Source organism: Stenotrophomonas sp. TEPEL (genome assembly GCF_004348785.1).
Classification (GTDB): domain Bacteria; phylum Pseudomonadota; class Gammaproteobacteria; order Xanthomonadales; family Xanthomonadaceae; genus Stenotrophomonas; species Stenotrophomonas indicatrix.
In genome coordinates, this window is record NZ_QQXJ01000001.1 from 90,943 (window position 1) to 113,624 (window position 22,682).

20 protein-coding genes are annotated in these 22,682 nt (G+C 67.9%); 14 read left to right on the plus strand and 6 right to left on the minus strand.

Annotated elements, in window-relative coordinates; genetic code table 11:
* Window positions 1–93 precede the first annotated feature (93 nt).
* The 7 genes from TEP_RS00355 to TEP_RS00385 all read left to right on the plus strand — a co-directional run bounded on the left by TEP_RS00355 (window position 94) and on the right by TEP_RS00385 (window position 6,910).
* On the plus strand, window positions 94–891 hold the full coding sequence (locus TEP_RS00355) for a ParA family protein (RefSeq protein ID WP_025878788.1): 798 nt from the start codon (window positions 94–96) through the stop codon (window positions 889–891).
* A complete protein-coding gene (locus TEP_RS00360; protein ID WP_025878789.1) occupies window positions 891–1,814 on the plus strand; it encodes a ParB/RepB/Spo0J family partition protein in 924 nt (307 codons plus the stop codon). Before TEP_RS00355 ends, TEP_RS00360 begins: the two co-directional genes overlap by 1 nt.
* A 141-nt stretch (window positions 1,815–1,955) precedes the next feature.
* Window positions 1,956–2,681, plus strand: a complete 726-nt coding sequence (locus TEP_RS00365) for a suppressor of fused domain protein (protein ID WP_049465061.1) — start codon at window positions 1,956–1,958, stop codon at window positions 2,679–2,681.
* Window positions 2,682–2,745: 64 nt separating this feature from the next.
* On the plus strand, window positions 2,746–3,711 hold the full coding sequence (locus TEP_RS00370) for an NAD-dependent epimerase/dehydratase family protein (protein ID WP_132823610.1): 966 nt from the start codon (window positions 2,746–2,748) through the stop codon (window positions 3,709–3,711).
* Window positions 3,712–3,801: 90 nt separating this feature from the next.
* Window positions 3,802–4,524, plus strand: coding sequence for a glycosyltransferase family 2 protein (locus TEP_RS00375; protein WP_132823612.1), 723 nt, complete (start codon window positions 3,802–3,804; stop codon window positions 4,522–4,524).
* Window positions 4,524–4,871, plus strand: a complete 348-nt coding sequence (locus TEP_RS00380) for a lipid-A-disaccharide synthase N-terminal domain-containing protein (protein WP_025878793.1) — start codon at window positions 4,524–4,526, stop codon at window positions 4,869–4,871. Before TEP_RS00375 ends, TEP_RS00380 begins: the two co-directional genes overlap by 1 nt.
* 266 nt (window positions 4,872–5,137) lie before the next feature.
* Window positions 5,138–6,910, plus strand: a complete 1,773-nt coding sequence (locus TEP_RS00385) for a DUF885 family protein (protein WP_132823614.1) — start codon at window positions 5,138–5,140, stop codon at window positions 6,908–6,910.
* A 122-nt stretch (window positions 6,911–7,032) separates the two neighbouring features.
* On the opposite strand, the gene TEP_RS00390 is transcribed toward TEP_RS00385, so the two are convergent.
* From TEP_RS00390 to TEP_RS00410, 5 genes are all read right to left on the minus strand, one after another.
* Window positions 7,033–10,242: a CusA/CzcA family heavy metal efflux RND transporter gene (locus tag TEP_RS00390; RefSeq protein ID WP_132823616.1), complete on the minus strand. Its 3,210-nt coding sequence runs from the start codon at window positions 10,240–10,242 to the stop codon at window positions 7,033–7,035.
* 9 nt (window positions 10,243–10,251) lie between these two features.
* Window positions 10,252–11,451, minus strand: a complete 1,200-nt coding sequence (locus TEP_RS00395; protein WP_132823618.1) for an efflux RND transporter periplasmic adaptor subunit — start codon at window positions 11,449–11,451, stop codon at window positions 10,252–10,254.
* Window positions 11,448–12,701, minus strand: coding sequence for a TolC family protein (locus tag TEP_RS00400; protein WP_132823620.1), 1,254 nt, complete (start codon window positions 12,699–12,701; stop codon window positions 11,448–11,450). Before TEP_RS00400 ends, TEP_RS00395 begins: the two co-directional genes overlap by 4 nt.
* Window positions 12,702–12,757: 56 nt before the next feature.
* Window positions 12,758–13,102, minus strand: coding sequence for a hypothetical protein (locus tag TEP_RS00405; RefSeq protein WP_132823622.1), 345 nt, complete (start codon window positions 13,100–13,102; stop codon window positions 12,758–12,760).
* Between the two features lie 282 nt (window positions 13,103–13,384).
* A complete protein-coding gene (locus TEP_RS00410; protein WP_132823624.1) occupies window positions 13,385–13,774 on the minus strand; it encodes a RidA family protein in 390 nt (129 codons plus the stop codon).
* A 110-nt stretch (window positions 13,775–13,884) separates the two neighbouring features.
* Between TEP_RS00410 and TEP_RS00415 the strand changes: the two genes are divergently transcribed.
* Window positions 13,885–14,778: a LysR family transcriptional regulator gene (locus tag TEP_RS00415; RefSeq protein ID WP_132823626.1), complete on the plus strand. Its 894-nt coding sequence runs from the start codon at window positions 13,885–13,887 to the stop codon at window positions 14,776–14,778.
* Here the strand turns inward: TEP_RS00415 and TEP_RS00420 are convergent.
* Window positions 14,747–15,979, minus strand: coding sequence for a glycosyltransferase (locus TEP_RS00420; RefSeq protein ID WP_132823628.1), 1,233 nt, complete (start codon window positions 15,977–15,979; stop codon window positions 14,747–14,749). The two genes, TEP_RS00415 and TEP_RS00420, sit on opposite strands and share 32 nt — an antisense overlap.
* Window positions 15,980–16,182: 203 nt before the next feature.
* On the opposite strand from TEP_RS00420, the gene dnaQ reads away from it, so the two are divergent.
* The 6 genes from dnaQ (at window position 16,183) to uvrD (ending at window position 22,622) form a co-directional block, all read left to right on the plus strand.
* Entirely contained in the window at window positions 16,183–16,692 is a 510-nt protein-coding gene (gene dnaQ, locus TEP_RS00425) for a DNA polymerase III subunit epsilon (protein ID WP_093821059.1), read from the plus strand.
* Between the two features lie 240 nt (window positions 16,693–16,932).
* Entirely contained in the window at window positions 16,933–17,169 is a 237-nt protein-coding gene (gene rpmB, locus TEP_RS00430) for a 50S ribosomal protein L28 (protein WP_005411638.1), read from the plus strand.
* A 10-nt stretch (window positions 17,170–17,179) separates the two neighbouring features.
* Window positions 17,180–17,347 (plus strand): 50S ribosomal protein L33, encoded by a 168-nt coding sequence (gene rpmG / locus TEP_RS00435; protein WP_170272460.1) that lies wholly within the window; start codon window positions 17,180–17,182, stop codon window positions 17,345–17,347.
* Window positions 17,348–17,555: 208 nt separating this feature from the next.
* Window positions 17,556–18,974 carry a cardiolipin synthase gene (gene cls / locus TEP_RS00440; protein ID WP_132826412.1) on the plus strand — a complete coding sequence of 473 codons (1,419 nt, stop codon included), beginning with the start codon at window positions 17,556–17,558 and terminating at the stop codon, window positions 18,972–18,974.
* A gap of 24 nt (window positions 18,975–18,998) precedes the next feature.
* Entirely contained in the window at window positions 18,999–20,420 is a 1,422-nt protein-coding gene (locus TEP_RS00445; protein ID WP_132823630.1) for an FAD/NAD(P)-binding protein, read from the plus strand.
* A gap of 9 nt (window positions 20,421–20,429) precedes the next feature.
* Window positions 20,430–22,622 carry a DNA helicase II gene (gene uvrD, locus TEP_RS00450; RefSeq protein ID WP_132823632.1) on the plus strand — a complete coding sequence of 731 codons (2,193 nt, stop codon included), beginning with the start codon at window positions 20,430–20,432 and terminating at the stop codon, window positions 22,620–22,622.
* Window positions 22,623–22,682: the final 60 nt, after the last annotated feature.

The following is a 22,682-nucleotide window of genomic DNA, read 5'->3' on the forward strand; positions in this document are numbered from 1 at the left end:
GTGGAACAAGCGGTTGGCGATCCACGATTTCCGCACGGGCCCGGTTGTACGCATAATGACCGGTCCCAGCACACGTCGACGAGGCACACCCGCATGGCCCGCATCATCGCCATCGCCAACCAGAAGGGTGGCGTCGGCAAGACCACGACCGCCGTCAACCTGGCTGCTTCCCTGGCCAACGCACCCAAGCGCGTGCTGTTGGTCGACCTGGATTCCCAGGGCAACGCGACCATGGGCAGTGGCGTGGACAAGCGCGAGCTGGTCTCCTCCACCTACGACCTGCTGCTGGGCGAGTCCAGCGCCGCCGACGTGCGCGTGCAGACCGCCGAAGGCTACGACCTGCTGCCGGGCAACATCGACCTGACCGCGGCCGAGATCCAGCTGATGGCGCAGAGCGAGCGCGAGCAGCGCCTGAAGCGCGCACTGGCACCGATCCGCGATGAGTACGACTACATCCTGATCGACTGCCCGCCGGCGCTCTCGCTGCTGACCCTCAACGCACTGGCCGCCGCCGATTCGGTGATCGTGCCGATGCAGTGCGAGTACTACGCACTGGAAGGCCTGAGCGCGCTGGTGGAAACCATCGAAGCGCTGCGTGCCAACCTCAACCCGGCTCTGGAGATCGAAGGCGTGCTGCGCACCATGTTCGACGTGCGCAACAACCTGGCCAATGCCGTGTCGGCCGAGCTCACCGAGCACTTCGGCGACCGGGTGTTCCGCACCATCGTGCCGCGCAACGTGCGCCTGGCCGAGGCGCCCAGCCATGGCCAGAGCATCGTCGGCTACGATCGTGCTTCGCGCGGCGGCGTGGCCTACCTCGGCCTGGCCGGCGAGATCATCCGTCGCAACAACGAACGCAACAAGGCCACCAAGGCCGTGGAGACCGTCTGATGACCAGCAGCAAGCCTGCAGCCAAGAAGCGAGGCCTCGGCCGCGGCCTGGACGCACTGCTCGGTCCGAAGGGCGCGGTCAGCCAGGTGCAGGCCAGTACGGCGGTGATCGAGCCGCTGCCCGGTGAAGTGCTGCGCAAGCTGCCGGTAGGCCAGCTGCAGCCGGGCAAGTACCAGCCGCGTCGCGAGATGGACCAGGGCAAGCTGTCCGAACTGGCCGACTCGATCAAGTCGCAGGGCGTGATCCAGCCGATCCTGGTGCGCCAGCTGCCGGCAGGCAACTTCGAGATCGTCGCCGGTGAACGTCGCTGGCGCGCTTCGCAGCTGGCCGGCCTGGACGAAGTGCCGGTGGTGGTGCGCGAGCTGGAAGACCGCACCGTCATCGCGATGGCGCTGATCGAGAACATCCAGCGCGAAGACCTCAACCCGCTGGAAGAAGCCGAAGCGCTGCAGCGCCTCATCAGCGAATTCACCCTGACCCATGCCGAGGCGGCCGAGGCCGTCGGCCGCTCGCGCGCGGCGGTGTCCAACCTGCTGCGCCTGCTGGAGCTGCCGATCGCCATCCGCCTGCTGCTGGAAACGCGCCGGCTGGAGATGGGGCACGCCCGCGCGCTGCTGACGCTGGCCCCGGAACTGGCCAGCAAGCTGGCCCAGGAAGCGGCCGATGAAGGCTGGTCGGTGCGCGAGGTCGAGCGCCGTGCGCAGGCATTTGCCGCCGGCAAGGTGCCGAGCAATCGTCCGCAGCCGGTGGCCAAGGTGCAGCAGGCCGATATCGCCTCGCTGGAGACCGAGCTGTCCGAAGTGCTGGGGACTTCCGTTGCGATCAACCATGGCCGCGGCGGCAAGGGCAAGCTGATCATCCATTACGCCAACCTGGACACGCTCGATGGCGTGCTGGAGCGGCTGCGCACGCGCCAGGGCTGACCCCGGCGCATCTACATGGGCGCACGGCCTGTTCCTGCCGTGTGCCGTCGATGCAGGGAACGCACCGCCGCGCGTGCCGGAGGCCGCGTCGTCCACCGCAGGTGGGCCGCTCCGCCCCGTGGCTCATCCAGGGAGCAGGACATGACCATTGAAGTAGACGACGTCAGCCCGGGCGGCAGCCCGATCCTCGTGCACAGCCGCGAGAAGGACTTCACCCCGGCCCAGGGCGAGTCGCACATCGAGGAGATCAGCGCGCACATCGAGCGCCATCTTGGCCCGATCTCCGGCGTCTTCCATGAAATCATCTCCGATATCGTGCACATCGACGTGCATGTGGTGCCCGCCACCGACGAGTGCCCGTACCTGCGGCTGGTGACCTCGGGCATGAGCGACCTGCCGATGTCCGTGCCCGACGAGGTGGGCGCCCCCCGGCACATGGAACTGATGGTGACCCTGCCGGCGGATTGGCCGATCACCCAGGATGCCTTCGAGGATGAGCGCAACTACTGGCCGGTGCGCCTGCTGAAGACCCTGGCGCGGCTGCCGCACGAGTACGACACCTGGCTGGGCTTCGGCCACACCATTCCCAACGGCCATCCGTCCGAGCCCTATGCACCGGGCGTGGGGTTCGATGGGGCCATCGTGCTGCCGCCGGTCACGACCCCGGACGACTTCGGCACGCTGGCGCTGGAAGACGGCACCACCATCGAGTTCATGGCGATCGTGCCGCTGTACCCGGAAGAGATGGACCTGAAGCTGAAAAAGGACTCGGAAACCCTGCTGGATCGCTTCGATGCGAAGAACATCCAGGATGTCATCCAGCCGGGGCGCACCAATGTGGCCAAGAAGCGTTTCGGCCTGTTCTAGGCCCTGCGCGTACCATCAGACGCCATCACCACTGAATTGACCGTTGAATTCCAGGCTCACCGCAATGACCATCCTGCTCACCGGCGCAGCCGGCTTCATCGGTGCCTACACCGCCCGTGCCCTGCTTGATGCGGGCCAGTCGGTGGTCGGCCTGGACAACTTCAACGATTACTACGACCCGCAGATCAAGCGCGACCGCGTGGCCGCGCTGTGCCCGACGCTGGATCTGCGCACGCTGGACCTGACCGACCGCGACGGCCTGGCCGCGCTGCTCGAGGAAATACAGCCGACCGCGGTGATCCACCTGGCCGCGCAGGCCGGCGTGCGCTACTCGCTGGAAAACCCGCACGCCTACGTCGACAGCAACCTGGTCGGCTTCGTCAACATGCTCGAGCTGTGCCGCCACCGTGGCGTGCAGCATCTGGTGTATGCGTCCAGCAGTTCGGTGTACGGCGATTCGGCCACGCCGCCGTTTTCCGAAGACCAGCGCGTGGACCAGCCGCGCTCGCTGTACGCCGCCACCAAGGCCGCCAATGAACTGATGGCCTACACCTACGCACAGCTGTATGGCCTGCGTGCCACCGGCCTGCGCTTCTTCACCGTGTATGGCCCGTGGGGCCGGCCGGACATGGCGCCGCTGCTGTTCTCGCGCGCGGTGCTGGCCGGTCGTTCGATCGATGTGTTCAACGAAGGCCGCATGCAGCGCGATTTCACACATGTCTCCGACATCGTGGCCGGTATTCTCGGCGCCCTCGCGCATCCGGCTGATGGTCCGGTGCCGCACCGGGTGTTCAACCTCGGCAACCACACGCCGGTCGAGCTGGAGCGCTTCATCGGCGTGATCGAGCAGGCCGCCGGTCGCCCCGCGCAGAAGGTCTACAAGCCGATGCAGCCGGGCGACATGGTGCGCACGATGGCCGATACCCGGCGCGCACATGACGCATTTGGCTACGAACCGGTCATGCCGATCGAACAGGGCCTGCCGCCGGTGGTGCAGTGGTGCCGCGAGTATTTCGCTGATCGCGCCTGAAAACCGATCCTCACGCCGCCGGATTCATCTTCGGATAACCTCGGCTTCGGAAAATGCGCGGTCTTTGTCCCTCCTTGGCCGAGTCCCCCCATGAGCCAACCCGTTCTGTCCGTCGTTGTCCCTGTATTCAACGAGCGCGACAACGTCGCGCCCCTGGTGGCCGAAATCACCGCTGCGCTGCGCGGACGGCTGCCGTTCGAGATCGTCTACATCGACGATCATTCGCGCGATGACACCTTGGCCGTGCTGCAGGGCCTGAAGGCCACCACGCCGGAGCTGCGCGTGCTGCACCACATCACGCAGAGCGGGCAGAGCACCGCAGTACGTACCGGCGTCAAGCACGCGCGTGCGCCGTGGATCGCCACCCTCGACGGTGATGGCCAGAACGACCCGGCCGATATCCCCAGGCTGCTGGAGGCCCGTGATGCGGCCGACGCCCAGGTGAAGCTGTTCGCCGGCTGGCGCGTCAACCGCCAGGACAGCGGCAGCAAGCGCTGGGCCAGCAAGTGGGCCAATGCCATCCGCGCGCGCATGCTGCGCGATGACACTCCCGATACCGGCTGCGGCATCAAGCTGTTCGAGCGCAGCGCCTTCCTCGATCTGCCGTACTTCGACCACATGCATCGTTACCTGCCGGCGCTGATGCAGCGCGCCGGCTGGAAGACCACCAGCGTGCCGGTCAACCATCGCCATCGCACGGCCGGCGTGTCCAAGTACAACAACCTGGGCCGCGCGCTGGTCGGTATACGTGACCTGCGTGGCGTGGCCTGGCTGATCACCCGCAGCAAGCGCACCGCGGTGGAGGAGCGTTGATGGACCTGGAGCTGCACTGGCTGGATCAGCCGCTGACCTGGTTGTACTGGACCGGCCTGCATGTGACCGGCTGGAAGCTGATCGGCTACACCGGCGCGTTGATGTTCGGTGGCCGCTGGCTGGTCCAGTTCGTCGCCTCCAAGCGCGCCGGCAAGCCGGTGATCCCGCGCCTGTTCTGGTACATGAGCGTGGTCGGCAGCCTGATGACGCTGAGCTACTTCCTGTTCTCGGCCAAGCAGGACTCGGTGGGCGTGCTGCAGAACCTGTTCCCGGCGTTCACCGCCTTGTACAGCCTGCAGCTGGACATCAAGCATCGCGGCTGGAAGCGGGACAAGGCCAGTCACTGACGCCCCGGTAGAGGCCGACCTTGGTCGGCACCGCTGTGGTAGCGCCGGGCCATGCCCGGCGGCTGGGGGATGGCGGCCAACATCGGCCGCGCTGCGCGCTCGCGGGGCGTGGCCCCGCGCTACCACGCGCCTTCGGCACTGGCTCTCCCCGCCTGCCAACCAAGGTTGGCAGCTACCAGGGCTAGGCCCAGGCAGGACCTTCGTCCCATGCCATGGGCGATGCGGGGTGCCATGATCGGGGCCTGCCTTCCCGGGAACCTGTGCTTGTGAAAACCCGTCTTGCCGTTGCCCTGCTGATTGCCCTGTCTGCCCCTGCCGTGGCCCTGGCCGCACCGCCCACCGTCACCGCGCCGGCCAGCGTGGCTACCGAGTCGCCCGCCGATGCCGCCTTCCGCGCGCTGTACGAGAAGGAATGGAAGTGGCGCCAGCAAGGCGGCGGCGAGGCCAGCGAGGACGAAGACGCGCCGGCCAATGCCACCCGCATGCCCGACGTCGGCCCGGCCGCGCAGCAGGCACGCCTGGAGGTATGGGACCAGACCCTGGCCGCGCTGAAGAAGATCGACCCGAAGACCCTTTCGCCCGACAACCAGGTCAACTACGCGATCTACCGCGACCAGGTGTTCAACCTGGCCGAAGAAGTGCGCCTGCGCGGCTACGAGATGCCGTTCAACGCCGATTCCTCGTTCTGGTCCAACCTGTCCTTCATGGCCCGGCGCGAAATGAAGACCGTGCAGGACTACCAGAACTACATCGCGCGCCTGAATGATGTGCCGCGCTACTTCGACCAGCAGACCGGGAACATGCGTGCCGGCCTGAAGCGCGGCTTCAGCGTGCCGCGTGCGGTGCTCGATGGCCGCGAGGTGTCCATCGCCACTGTCGCCGAACTGAAGGACCCGACCGAATCGCCGTTGTACGCGCCGTTCAAGAAGCTGCCCAACAGCATTCCGGCCGCCGAGCAGACCAGGCTGCAGGCGCAGGCGCGTGAAGCGATCAGCGGCAAGGTGGTGCCGGCGTTCCAGCAACTGCGCACCTTCTTCGTCAACGAATACGTGCCACAGGCGCGCACCACCCTGGCCGCCGAAGCGATGCCTGACGGCAAGGCGTACTACAAGCAGCAGATCCATGAATACACCACGCTGGACCTGTCGCCGGACGAGATCCACCGCATCGGCCTGGAGGAAGTCGCACGCATCCAGGGCGAGATGAACGACATCATCAAGCAGGTGAAGTTCAAGGGCAGCTTTGCCGAGTTCCTGACCTTCCTGCGTACCGACCCGCAGTTCTATGCGAAGACGCCGGAAGAGCTGCTGTCGCGCGCGGCGTGGATCTCCAAGCGCGCCGATGGCCAGCTGGGCAAGTACATGACGCTGCCGCGCGCACGCTTCACCATCGTACCGGTGCCGCCGGACATCGCCCCGTTCTGGACCGCCGGCCGTGGTGGCATGGGTACCTACTGGCTCAACACCTACAACCTGCCGTCGCGCCCGCTGTACAACCTGCCGGCGTTGACCCTGCACGAATCCGACCCGGGCCATGCACTGCAGGGTGCCATCGCTGCCGAGCAGAAGAACCTGCCGGAGTTCCGCCGCAACGCCTACATCTCCGCCTATGGCGAAGGTTGGGCGCTGTACTGCGAGAAGCTGGGCGTGGAAATGGGCATCTACGAAACCCCGTACGAGGATTTCGGTCGCCTGACCTACGAGATGTGGCGCGCCGCGCGGCTGGTGATCGACACCGGCGTGCACAGCAAGGGCTGGAGCCGCGAGCAGGCGCTGGCCTACCTGCGTGACCACACGGCGCTGAGTGAGCACGAAGTGACCACCGAAGTGGACCGCTACATTTCCTGGCCGGGGCAGGCGTTGAGCTACAAGCTCGGCGAGATCGCCATCGTGCGCCTGCGTGCGCAGGCCGAGAAGGAGCTGGGCGACAAGTTCGACGTCAAGGGCTTCCACGACACCCTGCTGAAGCAGGGTTCGGTGCCGTTGCCGGTGCTGGAGCAGCAGATCCAGGCGTACATTGCCGAGCGCAAGAAGGCCTGATCGCCGCGCCGCCGGGCAGGGCTCGGCGCTACCGGAACGTGCGGTGGTAGCGCCGGGCCCTGCCCGGCGAGCGCGAAGCGCGGTGGACGGGGTCGGATCACAGGATCCGACCCCGTGAACTTTCAGCCCGCCGTCCGCACCTTGGCCACGCGCGCGGCGAAGGCCGGCAGCACCAGCAGGGTCAGCACCGTGGCGGTGATCAGGCCACCGATCACCACCGTCGCCAGCGGTTTCTGCACTTCCGCACCGGAGCCACTGGCGATCGCCATCGGAATGAAGCCGACGATGGCCACCAGTGCGGTGGTCAGCACTGCGCGGATACGGCTGGATGCACCGTTGATCGCGGCCATCATCGGCACGTCACCGGCGTCCAGGCGCTCGCGGATCGCCTGCATCAGCACCAGGCCGTTGAGCGTGGCCACGCCGGACACGGCGATGAAGCCCACTGCGGCCGACACCGAGAACGGCATGCCGCGCAGCAGCAGGGCGAGGATGCCGCCGACCAGCGCCAGCGGTACGCAGCTGAACACCAGCACCGCTTCCTTGCCGCTGCGCAGGGCGATGAACAGCAGGCTGCCGATCAGCAGGAATACCACCGGCACCACCGTGGCCAGGCGCTTTTCCGCGCGCTGCAGGTTCTCGAACTGGCCACCCCAGGTCAGGTACGCACCGGGCGGCAGTGTCACGTCGGCCACGGCGGCCTGTGCTTGGCCAACGAAGCCGCCGAGGTCGCGGCCGCGCACGTTGGCCTGTACCACCACCCGGCGGCTGCCGTTGTTGCGGCTGATCTGGTTCGGCCCTTCGCTGACGCTGATGCGTGCCACCGAGGACAGCGGAATCACCACGCCGGCGGGCGTGGCGATCGGCAGCGAGGCCAGCTGATCCGGGTCGTTGCGTGCGCTGTCATCCAGACGCACCACCACATCGAAGCGACGGTCGGCCTCGAAGATCTTGCCGGCTGCCGCGCCGCCGATGCCGGTGGACAGCGCATCGCTGACGTCGGCGGCGGTCAGCCCGTACTGCGCTGCCGCTACATGGTCGATCTTGACGTTGAGCGTGGGCAGGCCGGAAATCTGCTCCACCCGCACATCGGCCGCGCCCTGCACCGCGCGCAGCTTCAGCGCCACCTGGTCGGCCACCTTCTGCAGCTGGCTGAAGTCATCGCCGAAGATCATCACCGCCAGATCGGTGCGCACGCCGGAAATCAGCTCGTTGAAGCGCAGCTCGATCGGCTGGCTGAACTCGAAGCTGTTGCCCAGCTGCTGGCCGGCCAGTGCTTCGAAGCGGCCCACCAGCGCCTCCTTGCCCAGCGTCGGATCGGGCCAGTCCGCACGCGGCTTGAGCACGATCACGCTGTCGGAAATGTTGGTCGGCATCGGGTCGATGGCCGCTTCGGCGGTACCGGTACGCGAGAACACCGTTTCCACTTCCGGTTGCTGGGCGATGGCCCTCTCCAGTGCCAGCTGCATCGCCAGCGACTGCTCCAGCGAAGTAGACGGGACGCGCAGTGCCTGCATCGCCACGTTGCCTTCATCCAGGGTAGGCATGAACTCGCGGCCGAGCAGGCCGAACGAACCAATGCCCACCAGCAGCATCAACGCTGCACCGGCGATCACTGCGCGCGGCCGCGCGACGGCCTGGCGGATGATCGGCTCGATGCGTGCACGCAGCACGCGGATCAGCTTCGTCTCGTGCTGGCCATCATCACTGTGTGCCTCGCCTTCCTTCGGCTTCGGCTCGCGCACCATCAGCGCGGCCATCGCCGGCACGAAGGTGAAGGAGAAGATGAAGGCACCCACCAGGGCCAGCATGAACGTGGCGGCCATCGGGTGGAACGTCTTGCCCTCCACGCCTTCCAGGGTGAGGATCGGTGCGAACACCAGCAGGATGATCAGCTGGCCGAACGCGGCCGGGCGTGCCATCTTCCGCGCCGAATCGGCCGCTACGCGCAGGCGTTCCATCGCGGTCAACGCACGGCCCAGTTCGGCACGGCGCTGGCCCAGCATCAGCAGCGTCGACTCGATCACGATCACCGCGCCGTCCACCAGGATGCCGAAGTCCAGCGCACCCAGGCTCATCAGGTTGCCACTGATGCCGAAGCGGTTCATGCCGATCACCGCGAACAGGAACGACAGCGGGATCACCAGTGCGGTGATCGTCGCCGCGCGCAGGTTGCCGAGCAGCAGGAACAGCACCACCACCACCAGCAGCGCGCCCTCGGTGAGGTTCCTGGCCACGGTCTTGATGGTGGAATTGACCAGCACGCTGCGGTCCAGCACCGGCGCGGCCACGATGTCCGCCGGCAGCGAAGCATTGACCTGCTGCAGTCGTGTGGCGGCCGCCTGGGCCACGGTGCGGCTGTTGCCGCCGGCGATCATCAGCGCGGTACCGAGCACGGCTTCATGGCCGTTGCGGCTGGCCGCACCCAGGCGCGGTGCGCGGCTGAGGTCGACATCGGCCACATCGGCCACCCGCACCACCACGCCGTTGCGGGTGGCTACCGGCGCCTGTGCCAGATCGTCGGTGGTCAGTGCCAGACCGTCGGCACGCACCACCAGGCCTTCGCCGGCGCGCTGCACGAAGCCGGCACCGGCCTGCACGTTGGAACGCTGCAGGGCCGTCACCAGATCGGCCAGGCCCAGGCCATGCGCGGCCAACCGCGCGCTGTCCGGATGCACGCCATATTCCTTCACGTAGCCACCGACGGTGTCCACGCCCGCCAGCCCGGGGCTGGAGCGCATCTGTGGCGCGATGATCCAGTCCTGCACGGTGCGCAGGTAGGTGGCGCGTTCTTCCGGCGTACGCAGCAGGTTGCCTTCCGGCGTGCGGTAGACCTCGCCGGCCTGCCAGCCGGCTTCACCGGGCTTGGCCAGCTTGGCAGGGTCGAACGCGGTGAAGTCCACCGTCCACATCAACACCTCGCCGAGGCCGGTGGTGACCGGCGACAGCATCGGCGAGGCACCCTCGGGCAGCGCTTCGGCGGCCTCGCGCATGCGTTCGGCCACCTGCTGGCGGGCGAAGTAGATGTCGGTGGCGTCGGTGAAGATCGCGGTGACCTGCGAGAAACCATTGCGCGACAGCGAACGGGTGGTGCTCAGGCCGGGGATGCCGGCCAGCGCGGTTTCCAGCGGATAGGTCACCTGCCGCTCGATCTGCTCGGGCGTCAGTGCCGGTGCCACCGTGTTGATCTGCACCTGGCGGTTGGTGATGTCCGGTACCGCATCGATCGGCAGCTTGCCGAGCTGGAACAGGCCCACGGCGGCAACGAGTGCAGCCAAGGCCACGACCAGCCAGCGGTGGCGTACCGCGGTTTCAATGATGAGCTTGAACATGGAAGGTCCTCAGTGCCCGTGCTCGGCTTCGCCCTTGGCCAGTTCGGCCTTGAGCAGGAACGCGTTGGCGCCGACGATGCGTTCGTCGCCGTTCAAGCCGCCGAGAATCTCGATGCGGTCACCGGCACGTCGGCCGGCCAGTACCGGCTGCACCTTGAAGCCGCCCTCGACGGCGACGAATACTGCGCTGCTGCCGCCGACGTTCTGTACCGCATCAGCCGGCACGCTCAACGCGCCGTCCTTGCCGTCGGTGACCACCACCGCCGACACCGGCGAACCGGCCGGCGGCAATGCGGCATCCACCGGCATGGCACGGATCACCGCCACGCCACCCTGCTGGCGCACATCGGCGGCCGAACCGGTGACGGTGGCACTGAAGCTGCCGCCCGGCACGGTCACTTCCAGCGTCATGCCCGGCGTGACCTGCGCGGCCAGCGCCGGCGGCGCGGTGAACACCAGCTCGTTCATCGACGGATCGGCGACGTCGGCCACCGGGCTGCCGGCCGCCACCACGCCGCCGGGCGTGACCTGCACGTTGCCGACGATGCCGGCCACCGGGCTGGTGATGCGCACGCGGCCGCTGCTGTCGGGCGAACCGTTGGCGGCGGCCTGTGCCTGCGCGGCGGCGGCCTGCGCCTGCGCCGCCAGCGATCGCGCACGCGACGTTTCCAGTTCCTGGCGAGCGACCACGCCCTGTTCGACCAGCGCCCTGTCGCGGCCGTGGGCCAGGCGCGCGGCCTCGGCCTCGGCGGCGGCGGCAACCGCATTGGCGCGGAACACCGCCGCCTCGCCACTGACCACGATCGCCAGCGCCTGGTTCTGCTTCACTGCCGTGCCCGGTGCGACCAGCACGCGCTCCACGCGACCGGTCACGGTGGAAGCGACCGAGGCACGTGCACCGATCGACGGTTCCACCCGGCCGGACAGCCGCGTCGAACCACCGCCGCCGCGGCCGACGGCCACCACGTCGATGCCGGATGCCTTGATCTGCTCTGGCGTCAGCTGCACCACGCCTTCATCGGCATCTGCCGCGTTGCCGGTTCCGGCCTTGGCGTCGGTGCTGTCGGCGGCGTGGCCATGGCCACCGTCGGCCGTTGCCTTGCCGGCGGGCTCCGAAGTGTTCGGGGCCTCTGCGTTGCCGGAACAACCGGCCAGCAATGCAGTCAGCAGCAGGCCGCCAACCAGCGGGAAAGTACGGGACAGGTTCATCGGGCCTCCACAAAGGGTGCGCGCCCTTCGAGGCCGGCGAGATCGATTTCCGCGCCGACGCGCGACAGGCGCGCGTCCACAGCGGTGCTGCGGGCGGCGATGAGGGCACTGCGGGTGCTGCGCAGTTCCAGCTGCGAGATGCGCCCGGCGTCGAAGCCGATGCGCGCCAGCCGATAGGCTTCCTCGGCGGCGACCACACTTTCGTCGGCGGCGCGGGTGCGGCTGCCGGCGGCCTTCAGGCCCGCTACCGCCGACAAGCGTTCGGCTTCGCTGTCGCGCCGCTGCTGGTCCAAGCGCGCTTCGGCCGCGCGCTGTTCGGCACTGGCGGCGCGGATGCCACCACGATTGCGGTCGAACAACGGGATCGAGAGACTGACGCCGAGCGTGTAGGCCTGTTCGCGGTCCTCGCGGAAACGCGTCTGCGCGGCGGTAACGCTGAGGTCGGGCAGGGCGCGCTTGCGCTCGACGTCGACCAGACGACCGGCCGCATCAACTTCGGCTTCGGCCACACGCACGGCCAGCGCCACATCGTTGGCGCCACGCGGTGCTGGCGGTGCGCGATCGAGCAGACTGTTGTCGATGGTCTGCACCGGTGCATCCAGCAGGGCCGCACCGGCCAGGCGGGCCAGCGCGGCGTCGCGGAAGGCCTGCGCCTCATCCAGCGCGGCGCTGGCGTTGGCCACTTCACTCTGTGCCTGCACGGCACGCAACTGCGGCTCGCGGCCATGCTTGACCATGGCGGTGACCGCCGCCGCATCGTCGCGGGTGAGGCTCAGCGCTTCTTCGGCCAGGGTGTAGCGACGCAGGGCGCTTTCCGCCTGTGCGTAGATCGCCGCCAACTGGCTGGCGACATCGCTGCGGCTCTGCGAACCGCGCAGGGCAGCGGCCTGTGCCTCGGCGCGGGCGGCGCGGACGCGCGCGCCGCGCTGGCCCCATACCTCCAGAGGCTGGGACAGGGTGAGCACGGTGTTGGCCCTGCCCATGCCGCCGTAGGAGCCTGTGCCCCAGGCGTTTTCGGCGGACCAGGAAAGAGATGGATTGGGCAGCGCCCGCGCCTGGTCGGCGCGGGCGTCGGCCGCCTCGGCCAATGCCGCGCCGACGCGGGCGCCGGGCAGCTGGTCGAGGCGTTCCAGCAGGGTGTCATACGAAGGTGCGGCTTGTGCGGCGACCTGTGCGACGGGGATCAGGCCCAGCAGCACGGCGACGACCAGCCCGGCCGCGCGCGGCGACCGACGTGTCAGGATCGACATAGGGGGATTCCGGTTGTGAGTGAAACGGGAGCCCGCGATTGCGGGACGCGCTCAACTCACGCCCGGGGAGGACGTGCCAGTTCGTCCTGGGCGACCGCATAGGTCGCCGCATCGCCTGCCTTCATCCAGCGCGCTGGTTGCGGCGTGCCAAAGGCGGCGAAGGTGCTCGCCGGCAGGCTCAGGTTGGAGTGGTGGCAGTGGTTGTGGCTGCAGGCAGCGGCGTGCTTGCCGTCGTTGTCAGTGTCACCGTCGGCATCTTCGGCACCGGATTGCACATGCACCACCGTGCTGTCGTGCGGTTCCACCGCACACGCCAGCACATCAGCCACCGGCACGACCACGAATGCCGCCATCAGCAGCATCAGCAGGGTCGAACGAAGATGGCGGGCGATCCGGCGCATGGAGGGGAGGCTAGCAAGCGGTTTTCGGTGGATACAATATCAATGGCCACCTCGGGAATTTGTCGGCGTGTTCCGTTCAGGCGGGCCGGGCGCGGGGTCGGATCGCGTTCCTCCGGAACCGGCTCTGACCCCGACACATCGTTCGGGTGCGCCGCGCACGTGTGCTCCGGTAGGTGTCGACCTTGGTCGACACGCTTTTCGGCCCGTGGGGTCGCATCGCATTCCTCCGGAAAGGGCTCTGATCCCCGAAACATTGCCGGCCAGCGGCCGGCACTACCCGTGTCACGGCAGCTTGGCGATCACCTTGATCTCGAACTGGAACCCATACAGCCATGTCACGCCGATGCCGGTCAGGGTCGGGTGCGGCGCTTGGCCCCAGTACTCGGGCACGATCGCCCAGGCCTTCTCGAAGTTCGTTTCCGGATCGACCAGGAACACGGTCACGTCGATCACGTCATCGAACGTGCAGCCGGCCGCGGCCAGCACTGCGTTGAGATTGTCGAAGGCGCGGCGGACCTGGGTCTCGAAGTCCGGTTCGGGCGAGCCATCCTCGCGGCTGCCGACCTGGCCGGAAACGAACAGGAGGCCATTGGATCGGATCGCCGGCGAATAGCGGTTGCGCTCGTACAGCGCCTGCCGGCCGGCGGGAAAGACAACATCACGGTGGGACATGGGACGGATTCCAGACGGGAGCGGACCATCCTCCCCGCGCCCGCTGTCTGGATAAACCGTGATGATCGGTCTAGATTGATTGCACATTCCAAACAATAACAGCCACGGCCATGGACCGTTTCGAAGCGATGCGCGCGTTCGCCCGGGTGGTGGAGACCGGCAGCTTCACCCGCGCCGCGCACACCCTGAAGCTCAGCCGCACCACGGTCACCCAGCTGGTGCAGCAGCTGGAAGCGCATCTGCGGTTGCGGCTGCTCAACCGCACCACGCGCCGGGTCAGCGTCACTGCCGATGGCGCGGCGTATTACCCGCGCATCGTTCGCCTGCTGGCTGAGCTGGAAGAGGTTGAAGGGGGGCTGGGCGAGGCCGCCGCACAACCGCGCGGGCGCCTGCGCGTCGACGTGCCGGGGCCGTATGCGCGCCTGCGGCTGGTGCCGGCATTGCCGGATTTCCAGGCGCGCTATCCGGAGATCCAGCTGGACATCGGCGTCAGCGACCGCGAGGTCGATGTCATCGCCGACAACGTCGATTGCGTGATCCGTGGTGGCGCGCCTGCCGATCCCGCGCTGGTGGCACGACCGCTGGCGCGCCTGCCGATCGGCTTCCATGCCAGCCCGGGCTATGTGCAGCGGTTCGGTGTGCCGGAACACCCGCGCGCGCTGGAAGGGCCGGACCACCACACGGTCGGTTTTCTAAGCCCGCGCAGCGGCCGCGCACGCGTGTTCACCGCGCAGCGCGGCGCCGAGCGCATCGAGGTGCAGGTGCGCTATTCAATCGGTTTCGATGATGGCAATGCCTATCTGGCGGCGGGTCTGGCCGGCCTCGGCGTGGTCGCGTTGCCCAGCTACATGGCCGAACCGCATGTGGCGCGCGGCGAGCTGCTGCCGGTGCTGCACGATTGGCAGCTGCCGCCGATGCCGATGCACGTGATGTTCCCGCCGAACCGGCACATGAGCCAGCGGCTGCGGGTGTTCATTGATTGGGTGGTGGAGACGTTGGGCTGAGCCAGCGCTCGAGTGCGGCCACGCCGCATGCCACTCCATCCTCGTTCGCCATTGCAGCGCCCAGCGCGACCGCACGTGCGCGTGTATCGGCATGCTCGGCGAACGCCAGTGCATCGGCCAACACCTTCGGCTGCAACCGCTTGGGTGACAGTGGCGCCGGTGCCACGCCCAGGTGCTGCAGTCGATCGGCCCAGAAGAACTGGTCGGCGGCGAACGGCATCACCATCGACGGTATGCCGGCGCGGCATGCCGAATGCGTGGTGCCGCTGCCGCCGTGGTGGATCGCCAGTGCGCAGCGCGGCAACAACGCTTCATGCGGGGTCGGGCCGATCATCCGTACCGAGTCGGGCAGCGTCATGTCGGGCACGCCAACCCAACCGGGAAACAGCAGCACGCGGCGTGGCGCCAGCGCCGACAGCAGCGCCGGCAGCACACGCTCGCGGTCGAAGCCGGTCATGCTGCCGAAGCCCAGATAGACCGGCGGCGGTCCTGCATCGAGGAAAGCCTGCAGTTCGCACGACGGTTGCCACGGCGCAGCAGGGGCCGACCATTGGCCGCACACGAGGTGGTCGGCCGGCCAGTCCGAAGGCGGTGGCAGCAGCTGTGGCGAGATGCCATACAGCATCGGCAGGCCAGCCCAGAGGGAACGTCGTGGTGGCTGCCCGGCGTGCTGGCGGGCCGTGTTGATCGGGCCGCGGAACTGTCGCCAGATCAGGCCGTTGACCAGGCCATAACTGGCCCGGTTCAACCAGCCCGGCGAGCGTCCGGGCGGCAGGAAGGGCGAGCGGAACGCGCGCGTCGGCGTCAGCGGGATCATGCCGGCGCCGATCACCGGAAGGCCGCGACGCTCGCCGACGCTCATGCCGACGAACGCAGCCAGGCCACCGGTCAGGATCGCATCGCAGCCGTCGGCTGCAGCATCGGCCTGGCGCATCCAACCGGCGACGTGTTGCAGCGCCATCCGTGCCAGCCCGGTGCTGGCGGCGGCAACGCCATTGCCGCGTGAGACCAGCGCCACCACTTCGTCGTGGATGTCGCCTTCCAGCGCGGCGTGCGGAACGCCCAAGGCCTTCGCGCTGTCGAGGGTGCCGCCGTCGGCCAGCAGCATGACCTCGTGACCGGCCGCGATCAGCCCATGGCAGAGCATGGCCAGCGGGCGCGTATCGCCTTCGGTGCCGTAGGTGAGGGCCAGCAGTCGCATTGGAGCCTCCGCAGTGAATCACCAGTATGCCGACATCGCTGTGTTCGTCCGCGCTCCTGCCGACGCACCGCGTGGGACAATCCCGCCTCATCTGCCCCCGCCGCACGGGGCGCGCGCAACAGGATCCAGCACCGCATGACCGCACTGCCATCCCTACCGTCCCTTGTCTGCCGCGTGCCGGCCGCTGCATACCGGCGTGCGCCGTGAGCCGCGTCGTCGCACTGGACACCGAAACCACCGGCATCTCGCATCGCCTGGGCCATCGGGTGATTGAAATCGGGGCGGTGGAACTGGTCGATGGACAACTCAGCGGCCGCCAGTTCCACACCTACCTGCAGCCGCAGCGGAAGGTGGACTGGGGCGCGCAGCGCGTGCACGGCATCAGCGATGCCATGCTGGTGGGCAAGCCGCTGTTTGCGAGCAAGGCCGCCGAACTGCTGGCGTTCCTGCGTGGCAGCGAGATGGTCGCGCACAACGCCACCTTTGACGTCGGCTTCCTCGACAACGAGCTGCGCCTGGCCGGCATCGCCGAAGGGCTGGCCCAGCACTGCCGCGTGACCTGCAGCCTGAAGCTGGCCCGCAAGCGCTGGCCGGGCATGCCCAACAAGCTCGACGATGTGCTGCAGCGCCTGCGCATTCCCGGCACCCGCGGCCTGCATGGCGCACTGAAGGATGCCCACCTGCTGGCCCAGGTGGTGCCGCACCTGCGCTGAGGGCAGGGCGCCGCCATCGTGTTCAGGCGTGGCCTGTGGGTAAGTTGCGCAAGGTCTTGATTGCGTGCATAATGCGCGGCTCGCTGTGTCCGGTTTCGTGCCGGGCGGCGCCCCCGGGAGCACGTCCTCGGCCGCCCAACGCCAGCGTAACCCTTTGATTCTCTTGACGTGTGGTGGGCAACCACCGAGGCCGCCGTCCCCCGGGCTACGGGGAGACACAACTTACTATCGAGGTGCGCCATGTCCCGCGTATGCCAGGTTTCCGGCAAGCGAGTGCAGACGGGTAACAACGTCTCGCACGCCAACAACAAGACCCGTCGTCGTTTCCTGCCGAATCTGCACGAGCGCCGCTTCTGGGTTGCCAGCGAGAACCGCTGGGTGAAGCTTCGTGTTTCCGCGCATGCACTGCGCACCATCGACAAGAACGGTATCGATTCCGTTCTGGCTGAGCTGCGTGCGCGCGGCGAAAAGGTCTGAGGAGTAGACGATCATGGCAGGCAAGCGCGATAAGGTCCGTATGATTTCGACCGCTGGTACCGGTCACTTCTACACGACCGACAAGAACAAGAAGAACACCCCGGGGAAGATGGAATTCTCCAAGTACGATCCGGTCGTGCGCAAGCACGTCCCGTACAAGGAAGGCAAGATCAAGTAATCCGCAAGGATTGCGGGTCGCTTCCGAAAAAACCCGCCCTCGTGGCGGGTTTTTTTGTGCCCCCCGCCCCCCGGTAGGTGTCGACCTTGGTCGACACGTTCCGACCCCGGTGGGTGCCGACCGTTGGTCGGCACGCTGTCCCCAGCGCTGCTCGACTCTGCACACCCCGCTGGGCAGAATGGCCCCACACCTCCCCACGGGCGACGCGATGCTGTTCGAGTGGCTGCTGGGCTCGTACCTGCTGTTGATCGACTGGCTGATCCGGCTGGTGGCGCTGTGCTGGATCCCCACCCGCACTACGCCGGGCGCGGCGCGCAGCTGGCTGCTGCTGGTCGGCTTCGTGCCGCTGCTGGGCCTGCCGCTGTACCTGCTGTTCGGACATCCGTGGCTGTCGCGCGAGCGCATCCGCCGGCAGGCCGAGGCCTCGCAGGTCATCCGTGAAGAACAGGCGCTGCAGCGCCGCCTGCGCTGGACGCCGCATGCCGATACCGCCAGCGCCGAAGTGGTGCCGTTGGTGCAGCGCCAGGGCGATTTCATGCCGGTGCACGGCAACGCGGTCGACCTGCTGACCGACTACAACGAATCGCTGCACACCCTGATCGCCGACATCGACCAGGCCCAGGACCGGGTGCACCTGCTGTACTACCTGATGTTCGATGACACGGTGGGCGAGGCCATCGTCGAAGCCCTGCAGCGTGCCGCAGCGCGTGGCGTGCAGTGCCGCGTGCTGCTGGATGCGGTCGGCGCCAAGCGGGGCCTGCGCGCGTACAGCAAGCGGCTGCGGTCACGTGACATCGAAGTGCGCGCGATGCTGCCCGGCGGCTTGCGCTGGCGCCGCAGCGGGCGCATGGACCTGCGCAACCATCGCAAGATCGCGGTGATCGACAACGAAGTGGGCTATGTCGGTTCGCAGAACCTGGCGCGCCCTGAATTCGTTGCCGGCCACCCCAACCGCGAGCTGGTGGCGCGCGTGCGTGGGCCTGCGGTGGCGCACCTTGAAGCGGTGTTCGCCAGCGACTGGTACATCGAAACCGGGCAGCGCCTGGAGGTCATCGCCGACGTGCCGGTGTGCAGCGAGGACATCGCCACCCAGCTGCTGCCCAGCGGCCCGGCATACCCCTACAGCAACGCGCGCGATGCGGTGGCCGCGCTGATCCATCTTGCCCGGCGCCGGCTGGTGATGGTCACGCCCTACTTCGTGCCCGACGAAGCAACGCTGAGTGCACTGCGCATCGCCGCGCTGTCCGGCGTGCAGGTGCAGCTGATCCTGTCGGCCAGCAACAACCAGCGGCTGACCTCGTGGGCGCAGGAGGCCTACTACGACGAGCTGCTGCGCTGCGGGGTGCAGATCGCGCTGTACGAGCCGCAGTTCCTGCATGCCAAGCACATGAGCGTGGATGAGGACATCGCTGTGCTCGGGTCGATCAACATGGATATCCGTTCGTTCGCGCTGAATGCCGAGATCGGCCTGATCTGCTACAACCGTCAGCTGGTCACGCAATTGCGCGTCATCGAAGACGACTACCTGCGCCAGTCGCGCCTGCTGGACCTGGCGCAGTGGCGCAAGCGTCCCGCGTGGCTGCGCAGCCGCGAGGGCATCGCGCGCCTGGCCGATGCCTTGATGTAGGCCAGCGCCAGCCGGGCAGGGCCGATGGCCTACAATCGGCGCATGACTGATTCACCGCGTAGTGGCGAACTGGACCTGGCGATCATCGGCGGTGGTGCGGCCGGGGTGCTGGTGGCGATCCAGGTGTTGCGCCAGGCCCGAGCGCCGCTGGCGTTGGCCATCTTCGAGCCGGCCTCGCAGCTGGCACAGGGCATTGCCTATGCCACGCCGTGGCCGGAGCACCTGCTGAACGTGCCGGCGGCGAAGATGAGCGCCTTGGCCGACGAGCCCGGCGACTTCCTCGATTTCCTGCAGGCCGCCAACGCCTACCCGGGCGAGGCGCGCGAAGTGCTGGGCGAGCGTTATGTGTGTCGCCACTACTTCGCTGCCTACCTGCAGCAGCGCCTGCGCGAGGCCGAAGCGGCCAGTGCGGCGCGATTGCAGATGGTGGTCCAGCCGGTGTTGGCGTTGCATCCGGATGACCACGGTTACCAGTTGCAGCTGGGCGATGGCCAAACATTGCATGCAGCGCAGGTGGTGATCGCCACCGGCAACAGCATGCGGCCGCTGCCGGTGGACGGCGCCGATGCGCTATCTGCCGATGACGTGGTCGAGGCCTGGGATTACGACGGCGTACGCACGCTGGCCAGTGACCATGCCCTGGCCATCGTCGGCTCCGGGCTGAGCATGGCCGACACCGTGCTGGCGTTGGTGGCCGGCGGCCATAGAGGGCCGCTGCACGTGATCTCGCGCCACGGCCTGCTGCCATTGCCGCACGCCCACGGCGGCCTGCCGGCGTTCGACCCGCAGGAGCTGCTGCCGATGACCCTGCGCCAGCGCCTGCGCGTACTGCGCCAGCACGCGCGCAAGGCGCAGGCCGACGGCATGCCCTGGCAGGGCGTGATGGATCGCATCCGCCCGCATGGGCAAGCGCTCTGGTGCAGCCTGGACGCCGCCGACCAGCGCCGCTTCCTGCGCCACGTGGTGCGCTACTGGGACGTGCACCGCCATCGCATTGCTGAACCGGTTGCCGAGCAGTTGCAGGCGCTGCAGACCAGCGGCCAGCTGCGCGTTCACCGCGCGCGCCTGCAGCGCGTGTGGCGCGACGGTGATGCCCTGCGGCTGTCGGGCCGCGAGGCGGGCGGCGGCAACGTGCAGTGGACGATCGCTGCGGTGGTCAATGCCACCGGTGTGGAGACCCGCGCCTCGGCACTGCGCAATCCCCTGTTGCAACAGCTGCAGGCCGATGGGCTGGCCCGCCCCGGCCCGCATGGGCTGGGCCTGGACAGCAGCGTGCCGGGCGACCGGCTGTGTGCAGCGGGTGGCCAGCCACAGGCGCGCCTGGGGGTACTCGGCAGCCTGCGCATCGGCAGCCTGTGGGAAAGCCTGGCGGTGCCTGAACTGCGTCAGCAGGCGCAGGCACTTGCCACGCAGGTGGTCGCAGGAGCTGCGACGTCGATGCCGTAAAATGGAGGCATGGATGTCTCCCACTTGCTTGATGGCCTGAACCCGGCCCAGCGCGAAGCCGTCTCCGCTCCCCTCGGTCACCACCTGGTGCTGGCCGGTGCCGGGTCGGGCAAGACGCGCGTACTCACCCACCGCATTGCCTGGCTGCATGAAGTCGAAGGCGTGCCGACCCACGGCATTTTCGCGGTGACCTTCACCAACAAGGCCGCCGGCGAGATGCGCCATCGCATCGACGCGCAGCTGCCGCATGGCAGCCGCGGCATGTGGATCGGCACCTTCCACGGCCTGGCCAACCGCCTGCTGCGCCTGCACTGGCAGGATGCGAAGCTGCCTGAAGGCTTCCAGGTGATGGATTCGGACGACCAGCTGCGGCTGGTCAAGCGCGTGGTGCAGGCGCTGGAGCTGGATGACGGCAAGTACCCGCCCAAGCAGATTGCCTGGTGGATCAACGCGCAGAAGGATGAGGGCCGCCGCCCGCAGCACATCCAGCCCGAGCCGAACGATGCGTGGCTGGAAACCATGCGCCAAGCTTACGCCGAGTACCAGGCGCGGTGTGACCGTGCCGGCCTGGTCGATTTCGCCGAGCTGCTGCTGCGCGCGCACGAACTGCTGCGCGACAATCCGCCGTTGCTGTCGCACTACCGCGCGCGGTTCCGCGAGATCCTGGTGGACGAATTCCAGGATACCAACGCCATCCAGTACGCCTTCGTGCGCGTGCTGGCCGGGCACGAGGGCCACGTGTTCGTGGTCGGTGATGATGACCAGGCCATCTACGGCTGGCGCGGTGCCAAGGTCGAGAACGTGCAGGGCTTCCTGCGCGATTTCCCGGGCGCGCAGACCATCCGCCTGGAGCAGAACTACCGTTCCACCGCCAACATCCTCAACGCCGCCAACGCGGTGATCGCGCACAACCCGGACCGCATCGGCAAGCAGCTGTGGACCGACAGTGGTGATGGCGAGCCGATCGACCTGTACGCGGCGTACAACGAGATGGACGAGGCGCGCTACATCGTCGAGCGTGCACGGCAGTGGGTGCGCGATGGTGGCAGCTACACCGAAGTGGCCGTGCTCTACCGCAGCAACGCGCAGTCGCGCGCGCTGGAAGAAGCGCTGCTGAGCGAGCAAGTGCCGTATCGCGTGTATGGCGGCATGCGCTTCTTCGAGCGCGCCGAAGTGAAGGATGCGCTGGCCTACCTGCGCCTGCTGTCCAACCGCAACGACGACGCTGCATTCGAGCGCGCGGTGAATACGCCCACGCGTGGCATCGGTGACCGCACGCTGGACGAAGTGCGCCGCGAAGCGCGCGCCCAGGGCATCTCGCTGTGGGAAGCCACCATGCTGGTGACCCAGGGCAGCGCACTGGCGGCACGAGCCCGCAATGCGCTGGCCGGCTTCCTGGTGCTGGTCAACGAGCTGCAGGCGCAGACTGTGCACATGACCCTGGCCGAGCGCGTGGACCACGTGCTGGCCCGCTCGCAGCTGCGCGAGCACTGGAGCAAGGAAAGCCGCAACGCGCTGGATTCGGAATCGCGCACCGACAACCTCGACGAACTGGTGTCGGTGGCCTCGCGCTTCGTGCGCCGTGCCGACGACATCGAGGAAGTGGGCGAGGACATGGACGAGCTGGTCGCGTTCCTGGCCTACGCGGCGCTGGAGGCCGGTGAAGGCCAGGCGCAGGCCGGCGAGGAAGGCGTGCAGCTGATGACGCTGCACTCGGCCAAGGGCCTGGAATTTCCGCTGGTGTTCCTGGCCGGCGTGGAAGAGGGGCTGTTCCCCAGTGCACGGTCGCTGGAGGAAAGCGGGCGGCTGGAGGAAGAGCGCCGGCTGGCCTACGTCGGCATCACCCGCGCGCGGCAGAAGCTGGTGCTCAGCTACGCCGAATCGCGGCGCATCCACGGCCAGGACAACTACAGCCTGCCTTCGCGTTTCCTGCGCGAGATCCCGCGCGAGCTGCTGCACGAAGTGCGGCCGAAGGTGCAGGTGTCGCGGCCGGCGTCGATGGGCGCAAGCCGGGTGATGGGACACGCCGCCATCGAAACGCCGCCGATCAAGCTGGGTGCGCTGGTCAACCATCCCAAGTTCGGCGAAGGCATGGTGACCGACTACGAAGGCAACGGTGCCCACGCGCGCGTGCAGATCGAGTTCGCCGACGCCGGCAGCAAGTGGCTGGTGATGGCGTATGCCAACCTGACGGTGATCTGATCAACGCCGGGGTCGGATCCCTCCCGTAGGAGGGCTCTGACCCCAACGCGATGGAAAGCA